Source organism: Bacillus sp. X1(2014), assembly GCF_007678255.1.
Map to the genome: position 1 here is coordinate 397,256 of NZ_VEED01000003.1, position 18,307 is coordinate 415,562.

The window sequence follows — 18,307 nt, forward strand, 5'->3', positions numbered from 1 at the left end:
TGGTTATATTCAGAAAAATGTTACAATAGGCAAATGTGTGATTCTAATCACATCCATTCTAATAATATTCGAAATATTTCGAACTGTAAATAGCTGAAGAAGTGTCTAAGATAGGAAAATATACGGGGGAAAGTCAACCGGTGAACACCAATGAACTCACTTTCCCCTGTTTAAAATCCTATTAATCTAGGATTTTTAGATAAAAGATAGTTGGCACGAAATTTGCATCTAATAAATATGAAAAATACTTTAAAGGATTTGAATGACAAAAGGAGGAATGACAAATGAAAGCGTTAACAGGGGATGCCCTGGAGCACACTCTCCCGTACGAAAATTATGTGAATCCGCAAATATTTGAAGAGGAAAAGAAAAAGATTTTTCAAGATAGCTGGATTCTAGCTGGGCATACAAGCCAGGTGGAAAAAACGGGGGATTTCTTTACTTTTGATATAGCAGATCAGCCATTAATCATTAGCCGGGATAAAAACAATGAATTGAATGCCTTTTACAACATTTGCCCGCATAGAGGAACCAAAGTAGAAAAAAACGAGTGTGGAAATAAAAAGGTTTTCACCTGTACCTATCACGGCTGGACATTTCATATGAACGGGAAATTAAATAGGGCGCCCAACTTCAGTACAAATGAATTGGGAAACCATAGCTGTATGCCACATGTAAAAGTTGAAGTATTCCAGTCTATGATCTTCATAAATTTGAACCCAGAAGCAAGACCAATGGGAGAAACGTACGGAGAATTCATGGCCAATCTGGAAAGATACACCTTCTTGGATTCTTTGAAAAAGGTTCGGGTAACCCAAAGGGTCATTGATGCTAACTGGAAAGCAGTTATTGATAATTATCTGGAGTGCGATCATTGTAAGATTGCCCATCCTGAGTTTTCAAAAACATTTGATATGAAAAATTACCATATCGATTTACATGGCAATTTCTCGTGTCAATACTCAGAATTAACAAATAAATCGAATGAAACACAAGAAGATCACGCCAATTTCTATTGGGTATGGCCAAACCTGATGGTGAGCATTTATCCTGGAAAAGAAGGCAATATGACGATAAGTCAAATTTTGCCGCTGGCACCGGATAAATCACTTGCCATCTATAGCTACTACTTTAAATCGGATGAAATTAGCAAAGAGCAAGAGGAACTGATTCGTTTTGTCGATCAGGTAAGATTAGAGGATTTCGATCTTGTAGAGTTATTGCAAAAAGGTTTCCATACGAATGCCTTCAAGCATGGAGTGTATTCATCGACTGAGTATGCACTCAAATTTTTTCACAACCTTTATGAAGAAGCAATGAACGTGTCAGAAGGAATGCTATAGCTTCCCCCTTTGTTTATATGAAAATAGATTTATATAGAAATATATTACTAGACATATTTGGAGGATTAAAATGAATAATCAAACAGAATTCACAGCAGTTGCAGAACCAAATGTTAAAGGTTACCAAACAGAATTCACCGTTGCGGACGCAATTGTAAAAGAGCTCCTGCAAGCAGGAGTGGAAGCGGTATTTGGAATCGTTAGTATCCACAATATGCCGATTTATGACGCGATCCTAAGGGATGGGAATATCCGCACCGTTACTGCCCGTGGCGAAAGTGGAGCGGTTAACATGGCTGATGCCTATGCCCGTGCTACAGGAAAATTGGGTGTTGTCATCACAAGTACAGGTACTGGAGCAGGTAATGGGGCAGGTTCCTTGTCAGAAACATGGAACTCAGGGACTCCTGTTCTGCACATTACTGGGGAAGCGGATTCTAATTATATTGGAACAGACCAACGTTATATTCACGAAGCTAAAGACCAGTTAAAAGCGATGGAGGGCGTGAACAAAGCAGCCTATCTGTTGAAGCGTCCAAAGCAAATCATTCCGTTTATGCGTAAAGCGATCAAAGAAGCACTGACTGTACCGACAGGTCCTGTAACTGTTTCCATTCCAACGAATTTCCAGGCACAGATTATTCCTAACAATCAATTGATTGAAATGGAAGCATTTCAAAACCACGAGGTAAAGCTCAATATTCCAGCTGATGTTATCGAAAGGATCGTCTTAGCAAAAAGACCAATCATTTGGGCAGGCAATGGGGTAATTGCATCAGGTGCATCAGAGGAACTGCAAAGGCTGGTAAATAAAATTAAGCCTGGGGTCGTAACAAGTGAATCTGGAAAAGGGTCTATCCCTGAAAACCACCCGCTTTGCATCGGTAACTTTACGTTATCCCCTCAAGTGGAGGAACTATTGAAAAAGTCGGATTTACTTATTAGTGTCGGGGTCCGTTTCCGTGGTAGTGAAACGAATGGATGGACACTTCCGGTACCGGAAAATCACATCAATATTGATTTGAACCCTAATGCCTTTAATCGTAACTTTGATACATTGTATACACTGAACGGAGATGCCAAGGCAGTTTTACAAGGGATTAATCGTCTTTTGGATAATAAGGAAATCCATCCGGATGCGGATTATGTTGATGAAGTGAAGTCAGTCCGTCAGGCTGTACGTGATGACCTTCGAAGCCAAATTGGGCCTTATGGTGAAGTGGCGGATATTATGCGTGAACAGCTGCCTGAGAATACGGTTTTGGTGACGGATGTGACGATCCCTGGATACACTTGGGGGAATAAATTATTCGATATTTATGAACCAAGAGACTACCTCTACATGACAGGCGGCGGCATCGGACAAGGTTTGCCAATGGCGATTGGCGCCCAAATAGGTCAGCCGGAAAAGAAAGTCGTTCTTATTGCTGGTGATGGTGGATTCATGGTGAATTCAAATGAGATGATCTCAGCGATTCAGGAAGATGCACCGATTATCGTTCTATTATTCGATGATGGTGGATACGGAATCTTACGATACTATCAAGAAGCCGCATTTGGCCGACGTATATCTGTAGACTTGAAAAACCCTGATTTCGTCATGCTGGCAAAATCAATGGGCTTCGAATCAGAGAAAGTTCGCTCGGTTGATGAGTTCAAGGCAGGATTAGCGAATGCAATCGCAAGCAAAAAGCCGTATATGGTTGTAGTAGATGTAGAAGCCGTTGGAGTATTGGAATACAAGGATTCGGACGAATACATCGCCACTTTCCGTCCAACACAGGAATAGATCTGCTAACGTTCATCCCCCACTTCTAAAGTGGGGGGAGCGTAAGCCATACTTGGAGGTACAAAGCTATGACAAAAGAGTTAAAACACTATATAAATGGGCAATGGGTAGAATCAAATAACCCGAACAAACTTGATATTATTAATCCCGCTACACAGAAAGTCATTGCCAAAGCACCGAGCGCTACAAAGGAAGAAACAGAAGAGGCAATCAAAATAGCAAAAAGAACGTTTGAAAGTGGTATTTGGTCTGATCAATCTCCCGTGGTGAGGGCGGCTGTTTTACTTCAGATTGCCGATCTAATACAGGAAAACATGGATGAATTAAGAGATTTAGAAGTACAGAATAATGGAAAAACGAAAAGAGAAGCAGAATCGGATGTGGAGGAGGCCGTGAATACATTTCGTTATTATGCAGCTCTGCTTAATATGCCTAACGGCCAGGTTTATGAAACCTCCGAAAATATGCAGACATTGATCATAAAGGAACCGATCGGAGTTGCGGGATTAATTGTCCCTTGGAATTTCCCCTTATTGATGAGTGTATGGAAGGTTGCACCGGCACTTGCGGCTGGTAATAGTATCCTTTTAAAACCAGCAGAAATTACTCCGATGACAGCAGTAAAATTGTTTGAACTGATGGATCAGTCCGATTTACCAAAGGGAGCAGCTACCCTCATTATGGGAGATGGACCGGTTGTTGGCCAGACGATTGCTGAAAGTGATGAGGTAGATATTGTTTCCTTTACTGGAAGCACAGGGGTCGGCCGCCATATCATGCAGGCCGCAGCCGGGAATATGAAAAAAGTGTCCCTTGAACTGGGAGGGAAATCCCCGAATATCATCTTTGATGATGCCGATTTGGAAATAGCCGTTGATTACTCATTATTTGGCATTTTCATGGGATCTGGTCAAGTTTGTTCTTCTGGAAGCCGGATTCTTGTCCAAGAAGGACTCTACGATGAATTTGTTAAGAAATATATACAAAAGGCAAAAGAGATTAGAGTAGGTCCTGGAATTGATGAACACTCCCAAATGGGTGCTATTGTAAGTGAAAAGCACTTTAAGAGCATTCTAAATTACATCCAGATTGGGAAAGAAGAAGGTGCGAACCTTGCTCTAGGCGGAAATAGAATCGTGGGTAACGGTTTGGAGGATGGATTTTTCATCGAACCTACTGTCTTTACCAATGTAACAACTGATATGCGGATTGTCAGGGAAGAGATCTTTGGCCCTGTCGTTACCATCCAGAAATTCAAAGATGAAGATGAGGCAATTAAGATTGCTAATGACACAGAATATGGACTTGCAGGTGCTGTTTTCTCTACAGACCAAAACAAAGCCTTACGTGTCATCAAAAAGGTTCGTGCCGGCATCACCTGGGTAAACGCTTACCATCTTACAAATATTCAAGCGCCATGGGGCGGATATAAACAAAGCGGCATCGGCAGAAGCCTAAGTACGTATGGATTGGATGAATACCAGGAAACAAAACAGATTAACATTAATCTGGATCCTGCACCTATTCGCTGGTTTGAATAGCAACTTATTTTTTTAGAGTAATAACAACAAATTCATAGTGTTAATAGTATTTTTAATAGTGGCTGCACCATGGTAGAAAGAAGAAATTCTAGGGAGGTATAGGAATGTCTAAACCATATTTAATTGTTGAGTGGAATGATACAGAAACGGACGCGCAGGGGTGGCTTGTTGTTCATAATTTCGTGAAAGGATATACAGGCGGCGGGACGAGAATGCATCCGACAGTAACAAAAGAAGAGGTTGAAAGATTGGCCCAAGCGATGGCTTATAAGTACGTAGCTAGTGACAGCGGAACGACAGGAGGATGTAAAGCAGGAATTAAATATGATTATAAAGCTCCAGATGCTAATGCCGTATTAAGGAGATTTTTAATTGCCATGATGCCCTATATTGATAGCGGGGTATCTTTAGGAAGTGACCTAGGTACGAAGTACGAAGATGTACTACAAATCTTTAACGAATTCGGCATCGACATCCCTCTAACAAATTCAATGAAACAAAATCCTGCGATTCTTCAAGGGATCAAGGATTTTGATGGGCTGATGAAAATAAGAATTGATGGATTGCTTTTAAATGATGCTGTCACAGGATATGGTGTTGCGTTTTCAGCCGATGAAGCTTGGAAGTTTAAAAATGGTAAGGACGGCGCGAAGGTTGTCATCCAAGGCTTTGGTTGTGTAGGGGCAAGCTGTGCATTGAAACTTTCTCAATTAGGTTACAACATCGTCGGAATTTCAGATGCCAACTTGTTAGTCACCTGTGAAGAAGGATTGGATATTCAAAATCTTATTGACCATAAGAATGTATATGGAGAAATGGACCAAGATTATTTTGAACCAAACTATACGGTAAGGCCAAACTCTGAGTGGCTGGATGTGGATTGCGATATTCTTATCCCCTGTGCATTAGAGGACGTGATCAACCAGTCTAATGCTGATACTGTTAAAGCGAGTTTGATTGTTGAAGCGGCTAATATACCAGTATCTTCTGAAGGAGATGAAATCATCAAACAAAGAGGAATTGACATCGTTAATGATTTTGTTGCGAACCTAGGGGCAATTAGATTTTACGACGCTGTTATTTTTGGACTGGTCAAACCAGATCCGCAGGCAGTGATGGATGATATTGAAAAGCTATGCCGAAAAAATACCAATCAGCTATTTTCAGAAGCGAAGAAACAAAACAGATATCAGCGGGATGTTGCGTATGAAATTTTTAAACCTGAAGTTAGTGATTTATTAGAGTTTACAAGCATGTCTGAAAAGGAAGCCGTCAGATGAGCAGGTAATAAAACGGGTCATGATTGGCCTATCCCTAATACGAAAAAAAAGAATACAGGGGGAATTGGATGAAACCAGAACAAGGAAGTCAACCAAAAGAATTAAAACGTTCGATGAAAAGTAGGCATTTATTTATGCTTTCCATAGGGGGAGTCATTGGAACTGGTCTTTTCCTAGGATCGGGGTATGCGATTGGCGAGGCGGGGCCTTTCGGAGCGATTACCGCCTATTTATTTGGAGGCTTGCTTATGTACTTGGTTATGGTTTGTCTAGGGGAGCTATCCGTCGTAATGCCGGTTTCTGGTTCATTTCAGGCTCATGCAGAACGGTTCATAGGCCCTGCCTCTGGGTTTATGATTGGCTGGACTTATTGGCTAAGCTGGGCAATTTATGTAGGACTAGAGTTTATTGCAGCCGGTTTGCTGATGGCCAGGTGGTTTCCAAATGTACCGGTCTGGGTATGGTGTACCGTTTTCTCCTTACTTTTATTCGGTATAAATGCCTTGACTACAAGAAGCTTTGCTGAGATGGAGTACTGGTTCTCAGCTATTAAAGTATTAGCTGTTCTCTTTTTTATTGTCGTTGGCGGGGCAGCGATCTTTGGTTTGGTTCCTATAAAGGGACAATCGGCCCCCCACCTTTCAAACTTTATCGGTGACGGATTATTTCCAACAGGATTCATCGGCGTCTTTATATCAGTGATGACAGTCGTTTATTCTTTTATGGGTTCGGAAATTATGGGAGTTGCAGCGGGTGAGACAGAGGATCCAGAAAAGAGTATCCCAAAAGCAATCCGGAGCATCGTCGTCCGTATTTTACTCTTCTATGTACTGGCCACTTTTGTCTTATCAGCCATTGTTCCGTGGAAAGAGGCGGGTGTGCTCGAAAGTCCATTTGTAACAGTATTCGATTTGACAGGAATTCCTTATGCAGCTGATATTATGAACTTTGTTATATTAACAGCGATACTTTCAGTGGGAAATACAGGTTTGTTTGCTTGTACGAGAATCCTTTTTTCACTTTCTCAAAGTGGTCAGGCTCCGCTAGCATTCGGTAAGGTAAACAAACGCGGTGTTCCTATGAACGCCTTGCTTGTGACACTCGCCTTTGCTTTGCTTTCCTTGCTTACTAGTGTTATAGCTGAAGAAACATTATTTGTTGTCCTGCTTGCAATCAGTGGTGTTGGAGGGGTAGTTACGTGGATGGCCATTGCGTTTGCACAGTATAAATTCCGCAAACAGTATATTTCGGATGGGGGAAAGCTTGCGGATTTGAAATTTAAAGTTCCTTTTTTTCCGCTGGTTCCAATTGTCTGCCTTCTCATGTGCGTAGGAATCGTCGTGTTTACTGCTTTCGATCCGGCACAGCGGACATCACTGTATATAGGATTTGGCTTTGTTGTCGCCTGTTATGTTTTTTACTACTTTAAATTTACAAGAAAGAAAGTGGCTACAACCGTCTTAACAAATGGGGAGCCTGATAAAATAGTGCAATAGATATAAAAAAGTCTAAGTGGTGTATCGGTAAAAATGGGCATCCAATGATCAGAAACATTCCATTTCAAAGAGGAAAATGGTTTCATGGGGTTTTAATTATCAGAAGGTTCAAATATTTGCTATCTAAATTAAACATATCGTTTACTATATTACATTGATGTATTTTAAACTAGGATGGTGAAATATGAAGAAGGTTTTTTTATTAACTTTAATACCAGCCTTGGGTTCACTTTTTGTAATTAATCGGGTGGAACCCTATATATTTGGATTGCCATTTGTCCTTTTTTGGTCTATATGCTGGGTTGGCCTGGCATCCCTATTCTTGATCATTGCTAATATGCTGGATCCAGCGAATAAGGAGGAGGAAGAATTATGAACGCAGCCCTTCTAGTTATCCTCTTTTTCCTGGGATTGTGTATTTGGTTAGGTTTGCAAGCCCGAAAAGGGAAAGAAATGACTATCGAGCAGTGGTCTGTCGGGGGACGGGGTTTTGGAAGTCTTTTGATGTTCTTTTTATTAGCGGGTGAGATGTTTACCACCTATACATTTCTAGGAGCAAGTGGTGGTGCTTATCGATCCGGCATGCCTCCCGCCATATACGCTTTTAATTGTTTTTACTTTGTAATCGCTTACTGGCTGTTGCCTCCTATTTGGAAGTATGCAAGGGAAAATAAAGTCCTATCCCAATCAGATTTTTACGAGAAAAAGTATAACAGTCAGGCACTTGGTATTCTCGTAGCGATCATAAGTGTAGTTGCCGTTATCCCTTACTTAGTGATGCAGTTAAAAGGATTGGGAATTATTGTATCTGAAGCGTCCTATGGTTCTATTTCTCCTCACATGGCAATCGTCGTAGCCGTCATTGCTGTTACCGTTTATGTAACGGTATCTGGGATGCACGGAGCCGCATGGACAGCCATTATTAAAGATATCTTAATCTTAGCTGTTATGGTCTTTATGGGCTTTTATTTCCCTTTTCATTATTACGGCGGCATAGAGCCGATGTTTGAAGCTATTGATACAGCCAAAACTGGATTTTTACTATTTCCTGAACAAGGATTGAGCATATCGTGGTTTGTTTCGGCTACGATCATGACAGCACTGGCATTTTATATGTTTCCACATATGATGGCGGGGATATTCTCTGCTAAAAGCGGAAAATCGCTACGTATAAATGCAGGGGTAATGCCCATCTATCAGATTATTATCGTTTTTTCTTTGATTATCGGTTTTTCTGGTGTTTTACAAGTGCCAGATTTAAAGGGGCCAGATACAGATTTAGCCTTATTTAAAATGGCGAAATTGTCTTTTGACCCTTGGTTTGTCGGAGTCATTGGGGCAGCTGGGGCCATGGCCGCCCTTATCCCAAGTTCTTTGGTATTGACGGCGGTTTCAACGATTCTTTCTAAAAATATATATAAGGCATGGAAACCGAACACAACAGATCAGCAGCTGGCAAAGCTGACTAAAAGGTTGGTGCCTGTTATAGCATTGGTAACACTTTTCTTTACATTTAATGGTGGGGAATCGATTCTTACGCTATATCTTATGTCTTATAGCTTTATGGTTCAGTTATTTCCTGCTTTGTTTTTTAGCCTTTGGAAAAGGAACCCAGTTACCGTTCAAGGGGCCATCGCTGGAATGATTGTTGGTAGTATTATCGTCATTTATTCAACCATTACAGAAATGTCACTTGCAACGTTATTCCCGTCATTTCCAAATGTCATTAAGGATTTAGATCTAGGATTAGCCGTATTAATGATCAATATTGCTGTAACGCTGGGAGTAAGTGTTATAACGAAGAAACCGGTGGCTAGAGCAGATCAAGACACTAATATTAGTAATCTAGCATGAATTTAAAGTAAGAGAGATTGATAGAGAGTTTAGGAGGATTTATCGATGCGCCATTTGAATTACATTAACGGCCAATGGAAAGAACCAACTACAAATGAATATAAAGAGAATCTTAGTCCACATAATGGAGAAGGCTTGGGGGAATTCCCATCCAGTGCAGCAGCTGATGTTCACGAAGCGGTAGCTGCTGCAAAAAATGCTTTTCCAGCTTGGAAAAAACTCTCTATTCAACAAAGGGCAGCTTATTTACAAAAGGCTGCGTCTATTTTGAAAGAAAACATAGAGGAAATAGGACGGGATCTAATTAAGGAAGAGGGAAAAGCGTTTTCGGAAGGGATGGGGGAAGCTAATCGAGCGGTAAGCATCCTCGAATATTTTGCAGCTGAAGCACGGCAGCCACTTGGAGATGTCATTCCGTCCGCGAGTGAGAAAACATTTTTGTATACTACCCGTACACCCCTAGGTCCTATTGGGTTAATTACACCATGGAATTTTCCCATTGCCATTCCAGTATGGAAGATGGCACCAGCACTTATATACGGAAATACAGTGGTGATTAAGCCTGCTGATTTAACACCGAAATCTGTCTATCACGTTATGAAAGCTTTTGATGAAGCTGGTCTGCCAGCAGGTGTCCTTAATTGTGTATTTGGCAGAGGATCTGTTATTGGGAATGAATTGGTGAACCACCCAGATATAAAAGCCATTTCTTTCACTGGTTCGAACCAAGTAGGACGTCAGATTCAAAAACAGGCTGTAGAACACGGAAAAAAGGTACAGATGGAAATGGGAGGAAAGAATCCGCTAGTTGTTCTAAATGATGCAGATCTTGAAAGAGCGGTTGAAATAGCTGTAGGCGGAGCATTTAAATCTATCGGTCAAAAATGTACAGCAACGAGTCGTGTGATTGTCGAAGAAGGGATTTACGAGTCATTCCGTGATAGGCTTGTGAAGCGTACGAAGGAATTAACAATTGGTAACCCGCTTCACGAGGGAACCGTTATCGGGCCGGCAGTATCAAAAGTACAGCTTGATGGGGTGCTCGAAATGATAGAAACGGGGAAATCAGAAGCAACACTGCTTTGCGGTGGAGAGATCCCGGAAGATGAAGAATTAAAAAATGGTTTTTATGTAAAACCAACAATCTTTGAAAACGTGCCTAAAGCTGCTCGGATTGCCCGAGAGGAAATTTTCGGTCCAGTTCTTGCATTGTTTAAAGTCAAAGATTACGAGGAAGCAGTGGAAATGGCAAATGATACTGAATTTGGTCTTAGCGCAGCCATCTGCACCAACAACTTAACATTGGCCCGCCGTTTCGTTGAAGATGCGGAAGTAGGACTTGTTCATGTGAACTCGGAAACTTCGGGAGCAGAACCACAAATGCCTTTTGGCGGTTGTAAAAATTCTAGTTCCGGCAGTCGTGAGCAAGGAAAAGCTGCTATTGAGTTTTATACAGAAGTGAAGACTGTTTATATGGATCCAATGTAATTCTTACTACTCAACAAAGAAAATCAAAATGGAGAGGGGTCCTAATGACAATGTATGATTTTGCAATAGTGGGCGGAGGAATTGTTGGTCTATCAACAGGGATGGCCATTTATGAGCGGTTTCCTAATGCGAAGGTAGTCGTCATTGAGAAGGAATCCGTTGTTGCGGAACATCAAACAGGGCATAACAGCGGTGTGATTCATTCTGGCATTTATTATAAGCCCGGTAGTTTCAAAGCGCGTTTTGCCCGCCAAGGTAGTAAATCTATGACTGCATTCTGCCAAACACATGGTATAGACCATGATATTTGCGGAAAGGTAATCGTAGCTACGAAACAAGAGGAATTACCGCTTCTTGAAAATTTATATAATCGAGGGCTGAAAAATGTATTAGCCATTCATAGAATTGGACCAGATGAATTAAAGGAAATAGAACCACATGTTAATGGTTTAGGAGCAATCCGTGTTCCGATGGCTGGCATCGTAAATTATAGACAAGTAAGTGAAAAGTTCGCCGAAATTATCCAAGAGAGAGGCGGAGAGATTCGTCTAAATACAAAAGTGGAGAAAATGCAAGAAGAATCGGATCAAGTAATCATTGAAACGAATCGCGGAACATTAAATGCGGGAATGGTCATTAACTGTGCTGGGCTTCACAGTGATCGTGTAGCACTAGCAACGGGATATAAAACAGATATGAAGATTTTACCTTTTAGAGGCGAGTATTACAAATTAAAACCTGAAAAGCGTTATCTAGTAAAAAATTTAATTTATCCTGTTCCAAATCCAAAGTTCCCATTTCTGGGGGTCCATTTTACACGAATGATCAGCGGTGAAGTCGATGCGGGACCAAATGCTGTGCTTAGCTTTAAACGTGAAGGATACAAAAAGACAGATTTTAATGCAAAGGATTTACTAGATTCATTAAGCTTCCCTGGATTGTGGAAAATGGCAGGGAAATTTGCGAAGGAGGGGCTTGATGAATATATTCGCTCCTTCAGTAAGAAACAATTTACCAAGAGCCTTCAGGAACTGATTCCGGAAATCCAAGAAGATGATTTAATCCCTGCTCCTGCTGGAGTCCGTGCTCAAGCATTAAAGAGCGATGGGAATATGGTGGATGACTTCCATATCATTCAAGGGAAACGAACGATCCATGTATGTAATGCTCCATCTCCTGCTGCAACTGCTTCAATAGAAATCGGAAAAGAAGTTGTGAATAGAATACCAGAACAAACAAACTTAAAAGAAGCAATACTAGTTTAAATAATTCCTTGGAGAGGTAGGCCTATTATGCTGAATGGAAAGACTATTTTTATTGCAGGGCACGCTCGTCTGCCGCAAGGAATGGCAGCAAAAAGTGTCTTCGATACGTTAACAATCACAGCTGAAATCGATCGTAAATATGGCGTAATCGTCGAGGCGTCTTGTACTCTAGCAACCGAACATGGGAGCGACTTTATTGGCCGTATATTAAAGGGCGTTAGTCTAAAAGATGGAGTGGAAGGTGTAATTGAAGAAATTGAAACCTATTACCGAGGCAAGGCGACAAATGCTCTTGTTGCGGCATTAAAGGATCTAAACCTCCATTTCCATCAAATAAAAACGGAAGAAAAGCAAAAGGTTCAAAATATTTAAAATAATCAATTGACAATCTATCCTATACAATTTATACTAAGAGTAGTCAAAATATTATTAATACTTCCACTTCCTGAATAACACCCTTTCAGATCCGTGGATAGATTATAATACTTGGAAACAGGAAATATAAATAACAATTAACTGCTAATTCATTATGACTCTATTAACCATAGAGCTGTGAAGTGAATAAAAGCCAGTTGTACAGTGAGTCCCACTCTTTTTGGGTACTTTGTGCAGCTGGCTTTTTATATTCCTTAATTTCCATATTTTAACTATCTCACACAAAACTGGAGGAATAAAAAATGGTAATCGCAGAAAAACAAAGAGGGAAATATGAAACAAAAACAAACATGTATGAAGTGAAAGTTCATCCGCAAACAGACCGTTTATACCACATTCAGCTTTCAAAAAAGGCCATTCAAGGGTTTTTGGATACCGTCAAAGCAGAAAATTATTCTGTCCAGCATTTAGAATATACACCCTATTCTCGTCTTATTGTCTCTTCTATTCTATTAGATCATGTTGGAGAAGAATTCTGCGACTTACTTCGAAACATCGTTCATGACCGTGAATCTGGCGGATTTACGATTGGTTTGGATGGTGTTACGGAGGATACAGATGAATACGTTATTTTCTCAACTGCTATTTCTTATTTGTTAGGTTCATCAAACTTTGATTCAATGTCTGGTAAATATTATGCACGCTTTTCTGTCAAGCATACTGATAACAGTGACTCCTATCTCCGTCAAGCTTATCGCTTATTTACACTTCATACGGATGGAACATTTGTAGATGAGCCGACAGATTGGCTGTTAATGATGAAAATAGTAGAAGAAAATGCACGCGGCGGTGAATCTCGATTATTACACCTTGATGATTGGAAAGACCTTGATAAGTTTTCAAATCATCCATTGGCAAGCCATAAGTTTACTTACAAAGCACCATCTAGTAAAAATGTAAATCAGGAAATTCAGCGCTTAACCTTCTTCAACTACAATAATAAGCCTGGTGCATGCTTCATCGACCAATTTGTCTATCCTGAAACCATTGAAGAAGCTAAATACCTTCGTGACCTTTCACATTCAATGGAAACCGATGAAAGTGTTACAGAACTCAAACTTCCAGTCGGAGATTTAGTAGTTGTTAACAATATATTTTGGTTACATGGGCGTGCAGCCTTTGAGGTAAATCCCAACTTGAACCGCGAATTACTACGTCAGCGAGGACGTTTTCATCAGTAATTGTCCTAAGTGACAAGCACCACCAGATTTATGTCATAAGGCCAATTATCTTTTTCTTGGAGTGATTATGAATGACACAGTTTAAACATTTATTTAGTCCAGTTGAAATTGGCCATACAGAATTGAAAAATAGGATTCTAAGTACGGCACATCAAACCAATCATGTTAAGAATGGAATCCCTACATTGGATATGACTGCCTATCATGTAGAACGCGCCAAGGGCGGTGCCGGATTACTTATACTAGAAGCCGCCGCTGCACATCCATCCGGGATGCTGACAACCAAAACAATTGCTGGATATGACAAAAAGATTGTCCCTGCTTACAAGGAGCTTGCCAATGAAGTGCATAAATATGGAACGAAAGTATTTTCCCAATTATTCCATGGCGGCAGGGAAGTCGTTTCAAGTGAGTACCGGAATGCGGCCTGGGCACCGTCAGCGGTTCCAAGCCTCAGGTTCAGTACGATGCCCAAACCGATGAGTATTGAGGAAATTAATGATGTAATTGAAGGATTTGCCCTTTCGGCTAAATGGGCGAAGGAAGGCGGGCTGGATGGTGTAGAAATCTGTTGCTCACACGGATACTTGCCTGCACAGTTTTGGTCGGAACAGACCAATCTTCGTACCGATGAATATGGGGGATCGTTTGAAAACAGAATGCGATTTATTGTTGAAGTGATGGAGCGAGTCTGGCAGGAAGTTGGGGAGGACTTTACGGTTGGACTCCGTATGAGTGCAGATGAAATTTCAATTGATGGAACAACCGTAAAAGATGCCGTACAAATTGTTGAATATTTAGTTGAAAGAGTAAGAGTGGATTTTATTGATGTCACATCCGGAGATTCCAGTACATTTGCCGGATCCACACACATTGTGCCGCCATCTCCTATGAAGCATGGATATAACACACCCTATTCTTTTAAAATTAGAATGGCTGGTGCTGTACCGGTTTTCGTCGGCTCGCGTATTTTAGATCCGGCAGAAGCGGAGAAGATTGTGGCAACTGGAAAAGCAGATGTTGTCGGCATGACCCGTGCATTAATTGTAGATCCTTACATGCCTAACAAGTCAAAGTCAGGCAATCTTCAACAAATTGATGCCTGTTTAGGCTGCCTACAGGCTTGTATCGGGCATTATCACAATGGTTTAACCATCGGTTGTGTCCAAAATCCCTCAGCAGGCAGAGAAAATGAAGTGCACACTCTTAAGGAAAGCCTTAGAGATAAGAAGAAAGTTCTTGTGATTGGTGCTGGACCAGCAGGCATGCAAGCAGCGGCGACATTAGATGAACTTGGCCATAATGTTATTCTGGCCGATAAAGCGGACAAAATCGGTGGATTATTGCATACATTAAAAAAGATGCCAATGAGACATGAGCTTGCTGAATCGATGCTTGATAATTATATGCGGAAAATATCTACTAGTAACGTGAAAGTTACACTTGGTAAGGCTGTACAACGAGAAGATATTAACAAAATTTCACCGGATGCCATTATCTGCGCTACAGGATCAAGACCGTATATCCCCGATATTTCAGGGATTCATGATCATCGTGTCATGACGGTGGAAGACGTGTTTCATCATCCGAATAACCAAATTGGGAAAAATGTTTTGGTAGTTGATTTTGCCGGTGATTGGCCAGCTATGGAAGCGGCGATTGATTTGGCGGAAAAGGGGCATATTGTCTCGCTTATTACTGCAAGGCTGTATGCGGGCGAAGGCGTGCCTCAATACTTACGAAATGAATATTTAAAAAAGCTTTATCAACTAAATGTAAAAATAATACCTCACTATGATTTAGGAGAAATTAACGGAAATCGTGTTGTCATTAGAAATCTATTCTCATATGAAAAAGAGACAATGGAAAATTGGGATTCTATTATTCTTTCGCACGGTCGTTTACCAAATAATGAACTATATGAACAAATGAAGAAATTAGCACCTGAAGTATGGCAAATCGGTGATTGCTTGGCGCCGAGAACAATAGAAGAGGCAACTTTTGAGGGGATGTCTATAAGTTTGCGATTAGGAGTCCAAGACAATCGAAATCTTTCCATTTCAACTAGAAAAGGGCTTCTAACGAAATAATAGTGTGACCTTCAACGTTTTTTCAAATAAGAATGAGTAGGAGGTGGGAGGTTTTGAAAGGAGCTTTGGAAGGTATAAAAGTATTGGATTTATCGAGGGTACTGGCGGGTCCATACTGTACGATGATTCTTGGGGACCTTGGAGCAGATGTCATAAAAGTGGAGGCTCCGGGAGGCAGTGATGAAACGCGGGGCTGGGGGCCGCCGTTCCAAAATGGTGTAAGTGCCTATTATTTATGCGCTAACCGTAATAAGCGCAGCATCACCGTAAATCTGAAAACCGGAGAGGGAAGGGAAATCATTCGCACTTTAGCTAAAGATGCGGACGTAGTAATTAATAACTTCAAAACCGGTTCGATGGAGAATTGGGACTTGGACTATGACTCTTTGAAAGCGATCAACCCGAGGCTGGTATATTGCTCCATCACCGGCTTTGGCGAAACGGGACCATATCGGCATTTGCCGGGCTATGATTACATTATTCAGGGAATGAGCGGGCTGATGAGCATTACCGGGAATGATGAAAGTGGGCCAATGAAAATTGGTGTAGCAATGGTTGATATTTTAACAGGTTTATATTCTGCCATTTCGATTGAAGCAGCATTACTAGAAAGAGAGAAATCCGGACAAGGGCAAAAAATAGATATGTCGCTTATGGATACGGCGGTAAGCTCACTCGCCAATGTAGCAAGCAATTATCTTATATCTGGATCAATCCCAAGACGACTTGGTAATGAGCATCCAAATATTGTGCCTTACTCAACATTCAGGGCAATGGATGGAGAAATGATCATTGCAGTTGGTAACAACCGGCAGTTTGCCACCTTTTGTGAAGTAATGGGAATAAGTGAAATTGCAGCAGATGAACGGTTCCTTACCAATGAAGCAAGGGTTAAACATAAACTTGAACTCACGGGCATTTTAGAAAACCGGCTGCAAATCAAACCAGTCAATGAGTGGATGGAGCTGTTTTCGCAGCATAATATTCCGTGCGGTCCTATTGCGATGATGGATCAGGTATTTAATCATCCACAAGTATTGGCCCGAGAAATGGTCGTAGAAGTGGATCACCCGGAAGCAGGTTCAGTCAAGCTAGTCGGCTCGCCCATAAAACTGTCAAGAACGAAGACAAAAATTGAACGTCATCCCCCGATTGCTGGGGAACATACCGTTGAAATCTTGCAGCAGGCGGGATATTCACACGTGGAAATTGAACAATTAAAAAAGAATAATATTATCCAAATTTACCAGGAGGCCTATACGAAATGAATTTTGAATTTTCCGAAGAACAGGTAATGTTAAGAAAAATGGTTAGAAGTTTCGTAGATAAAGAAATTATTCCAAATATGAAAGAATGGGACGAGCAAGGGAAATTCGATCCGATTATTTGGAAAAGATTAAGTGAGCTGGATCTTATGGGTGTTTGTATTCCTGAAGAGTATGGCGGAAGCGGCATGGATTACAATTCACTCGCCATTGTTTGTGAAGAAATGGAAAGAGGCGATACTACTTTCCGTACCGCAGTATCTGTTCACATCGGCTTAAACAGTTTAACACTATTGCAATGGGGTAATGAGGAACAAAAAAAAAAATATCTCGTTCCGCAGGCAAAAGGTGAAAAAATCGGTGCCTTCGGGTTAACGGAACCAGGGGCAGGTTCAGACGTGGCAGCCCTTCAGACAACGGCCGTAAAAGATGGGGATGACTATATTTTAAATGGTTCGAAAACGTGGATTTCCCTTTGTGATGTAGCGGATCATTTTATTGTGTTCGCCTATACGGATAAATCGAAAAAACACAACGGTATTTCCGCATTTATTGTGGAGCGCACTATGCCTGGTTTCTCATCAAAAGCAATAAAAGGCAAAATGGGGATCCGTTCTGGAAATACAGGAGAGTTATTCTTTGATCATGTAAGGGTTCCAAAGGAAAACCTATTAGGTTTAGAGGGAGAAGGGTTTAAAATCGCTATGGCCGCACTTGATAATGGCCGCTTTACCGTTGCAGCAGGAGCTGTTGGCCTGATTATGGCGAGCTTGGAGGAAAGCGTAAAGTATTGTCATGAGCGTAAAACATTTGGCAAAGAAATCGGCCGGCACCAGCTTGTCCAGCAAATGATTGCAAATATGGAAGCTGGATTACAAATGAGCAGCTTACTCGTATACCGTGCAGGTGAGCTTAAAAATAGGGGAGTTCGTAACACAAGAGAAACATCACTCGCCAAATGGCAGGCTTGTGATTTTGCCAACAAAGCAGCTGATGATGCTGTTCAAATTCATGGGGCTTACGGATTTTCAAGCGAATACCCTGTTGAAAGATTCTTAAGAAACTCAAAAGCACCTGTTATTTACGAAGGAACGAGAGAAGTTCATACGATTATGCAGGCTGAATACGTTCTTGGATATCGAGTAGATAAGACGTTAAATAAAATGCTGCCGGCGTGGCCGTTTGAAAAAGAAACGGTAAAGAACAGGTAAAGGAATTCGCCATGAAAGTATAATAGACTTCCCTTGTTAATGGGTGAAGTCTATTTTTGGCTTTGGCTA

General features: G+C 41.1%; 14 protein-coding genes. All 14 read left to right on the forward strand.

The genetic code is table 11. The features are described 5' to 3' along the window. Nucleotides 1-284: 284 nt before the first annotated feature. On the forward strand, nucleotides 285-1,343 hold the full coding sequence (locus FS608_RS09415) for an aromatic ring-hydroxylating oxygenase subunit alpha (protein ID WP_144549283.1): 1,059 nt from the start codon (nucleotides 285-287) through the stop codon (nucleotides 1,341-1,343). Between the two features lie 70 nt (nucleotides 1,344-1,413). Then, nucleotides 1,414-3,132, forward strand: coding sequence for a thiamine pyrophosphate-binding protein (locus tag FS608_RS09420; protein ID WP_144549285.1), 1,719 nt, complete (start codon nucleotides 1,414-1,416; stop codon nucleotides 3,130-3,132). 68 nt (nucleotides 3,133-3,200) lie between these two features. After that, nucleotides 3,201-4,673: an aldehyde dehydrogenase family protein gene (locus FS608_RS09425; protein ID WP_144549287.1), complete on the forward strand. Its 1,473-nt coding sequence runs from the start codon at nucleotides 3,201-3,203 to the stop codon at nucleotides 4,671-4,673. 104 nt (nucleotides 4,674-4,777) lie between these two features. After that, the gene (locus FS608_RS09430) at nucleotides 4,778-5,953 is read left to right on the forward strand and encodes a Glu/Leu/Phe/Val family dehydrogenase (protein WP_144549289.1); all 1,176 of its coding nucleotides are present in this window, start codon (nucleotides 4,778-4,780) and stop codon (nucleotides 5,951-5,953) included. Between the two features lie 68 nt (nucleotides 5,954-6,021). Beyond that, entirely contained in the window at nucleotides 6,022-7,449 is a 1,428-nt protein-coding gene (locus FS608_RS09435) for an amino acid permease (RefSeq protein ID WP_144549292.1), read from the forward strand. A gap of 184 nt (nucleotides 7,450-7,633) precedes the next feature. Beyond that, on the forward strand, nucleotides 7,634-7,825 hold the full coding sequence (locus FS608_RS09440) for a DUF3311 domain-containing protein (protein ID WP_144549294.1): 192 nt from the start codon (nucleotides 7,634-7,636) through the stop codon (nucleotides 7,823-7,825). Further along, entirely contained in the window at nucleotides 7,822-9,303 is a 1,482-nt protein-coding gene (locus tag FS608_RS09445; RefSeq protein ID WP_144549296.1) for a sodium:solute symporter family protein, read from the forward strand. Before FS608_RS09440 ends, FS608_RS09445 begins: the two co-directional genes overlap by 4 nt. A gap of 45 nt (nucleotides 9,304-9,348) precedes the next feature. Further along, nucleotides 9,349-10,791, forward strand: a complete 1,443-nt coding sequence (locus tag FS608_RS09450; protein WP_144549298.1) for an aldehyde dehydrogenase family protein — start codon at nucleotides 9,349-9,351, stop codon at nucleotides 10,789-10,791. 50 nt (nucleotides 10,792-10,841) lie between these two features. Continuing rightward, entirely contained in the window at nucleotides 10,842-12,056 is a 1,215-nt protein-coding gene (lhgO, locus tag FS608_RS09455) for an L-2-hydroxyglutarate oxidase (RefSeq protein WP_144549410.1), read from the forward strand. 27 nt (nucleotides 12,057-12,083) lie between these two features. Then, entirely contained in the window at nucleotides 12,084-12,428 is a 345-nt protein-coding gene (locus tag FS608_RS09460) for a DUF3870 domain-containing protein (protein WP_144549300.1), read from the forward strand. Nucleotides 12,429-12,733: 305 nt separating this feature from the next. Continuing rightward, nucleotides 12,734-13,672 carry a glutarate dioxygenase GlaH gene (gene glaH, locus FS608_RS09465; RefSeq protein ID WP_144549302.1) on the forward strand — a complete coding sequence of 313 codons (939 nt, stop codon included), beginning with the start codon at nucleotides 12,734-12,736 and terminating at the stop codon, nucleotides 13,670-13,672. Between the two features lie 71 nt (nucleotides 13,673-13,743). Next, nucleotides 13,744-15,762 (forward strand): oxidoreductase, encoded by a 2,019-nt coding sequence (locus FS608_RS09470; protein WP_144549305.1) that lies wholly within the window; start codon nucleotides 13,744-13,746, stop codon nucleotides 15,760-15,762. A gap of 53 nt (nucleotides 15,763-15,815) precedes the next feature. Next, nucleotides 15,816-17,030: a CaiB/BaiF CoA transferase family protein gene (locus FS608_RS09475; RefSeq protein WP_144549307.1), complete on the forward strand. Its 1,215-nt coding sequence runs from the start codon at nucleotides 15,816-15,818 to the stop codon at nucleotides 17,028-17,030. Then, nucleotides 17,027-18,238 carry an acyl-CoA dehydrogenase family protein gene (locus FS608_RS09480; protein ID WP_144549309.1) on the forward strand — a complete coding sequence of 404 codons (1,212 nt, stop codon included), beginning with the start codon at nucleotides 17,027-17,029 and terminating at the stop codon, nucleotides 18,236-18,238. The genes FS608_RS09475 and FS608_RS09480 overlap by 4 nt, the downstream gene beginning before the upstream one ends. Nucleotides 18,239-18,307 lie beyond the last annotated feature (69 nt).

Coding starts and splice junctions, on each gene's coding strand:
- FS608_RS09445 (WP_144549296.1), top strand. CDS start 7,822: ATGAACGCAGCCCTTCTAGTTATCCTCTTTTTCCTGGGATTGTGTATT.
- FS608_RS09430 (WP_144549289.1), top strand. CDS start 4,778: ATGTCTAAACCATATTTAATTGTTGAGTGGAATGATACAGAAACGGAC.
- FS608_RS09425 (WP_144549287.1), top strand. CDS start 3,201: ATGACAAAAGAGTTAAAACACTATATAAATGGGCAATGGGTAGAATCA.
- FS608_RS09440 (WP_144549294.1), top strand. CDS start 7,634: ATGAAGAAGGTTTTTTTATTAACTTTAATACCAGCCTTGGGTTCACTT.
- glaH (WP_144549302.1), top strand. CDS start 12,734: ATGGTAATCGCAGAAAAACAAAGAGGGAAATATGAAACAAAAACAAAC.
- FS608_RS09480 (WP_144549309.1), top strand. CDS start 17,027: ATGAATTTTGAATTTTCCGAAGAACAGGTAATGTTAAGAAAAATGGTT.
- FS608_RS09450 (WP_144549298.1), top strand. CDS start 9,349: ATGCGCCATTTGAATTACATTAACGGCCAATGGAAAGAACCAACTACA.
- FS608_RS09470 (WP_144549305.1), top strand. CDS start 13,744: ATGACACAGTTTAAACATTTATTTAGTCCAGTTGAAATTGGCCATACA.
- FS608_RS09415 (WP_144549283.1), top strand. CDS start 285: ATGAAAGCGTTAACAGGGGATGCCCTGGAGCACACTCTCCCGTACGAA.
- lhgO (WP_144549410.1), top strand. CDS start 10,842: ATGTATGATTTTGCAATAGTGGGCGGAGGAATTGTTGGTCTATCAACA.
- FS608_RS09435 (WP_144549292.1), top strand. CDS start 6,022: ATGAAACCAGAACAAGGAAGTCAACCAAAAGAATTAAAACGTTCGATG.
- FS608_RS09460 (WP_144549300.1), top strand. CDS start 12,084: ATGCTGAATGGAAAGACTATTTTTATTGCAGGGCACGCTCGTCTGCCG.
- FS608_RS09420 (WP_144549285.1), top strand. CDS start 1,414: ATGAATAATCAAACAGAATTCACAGCAGTTGCAGAACCAAATGTTAAA.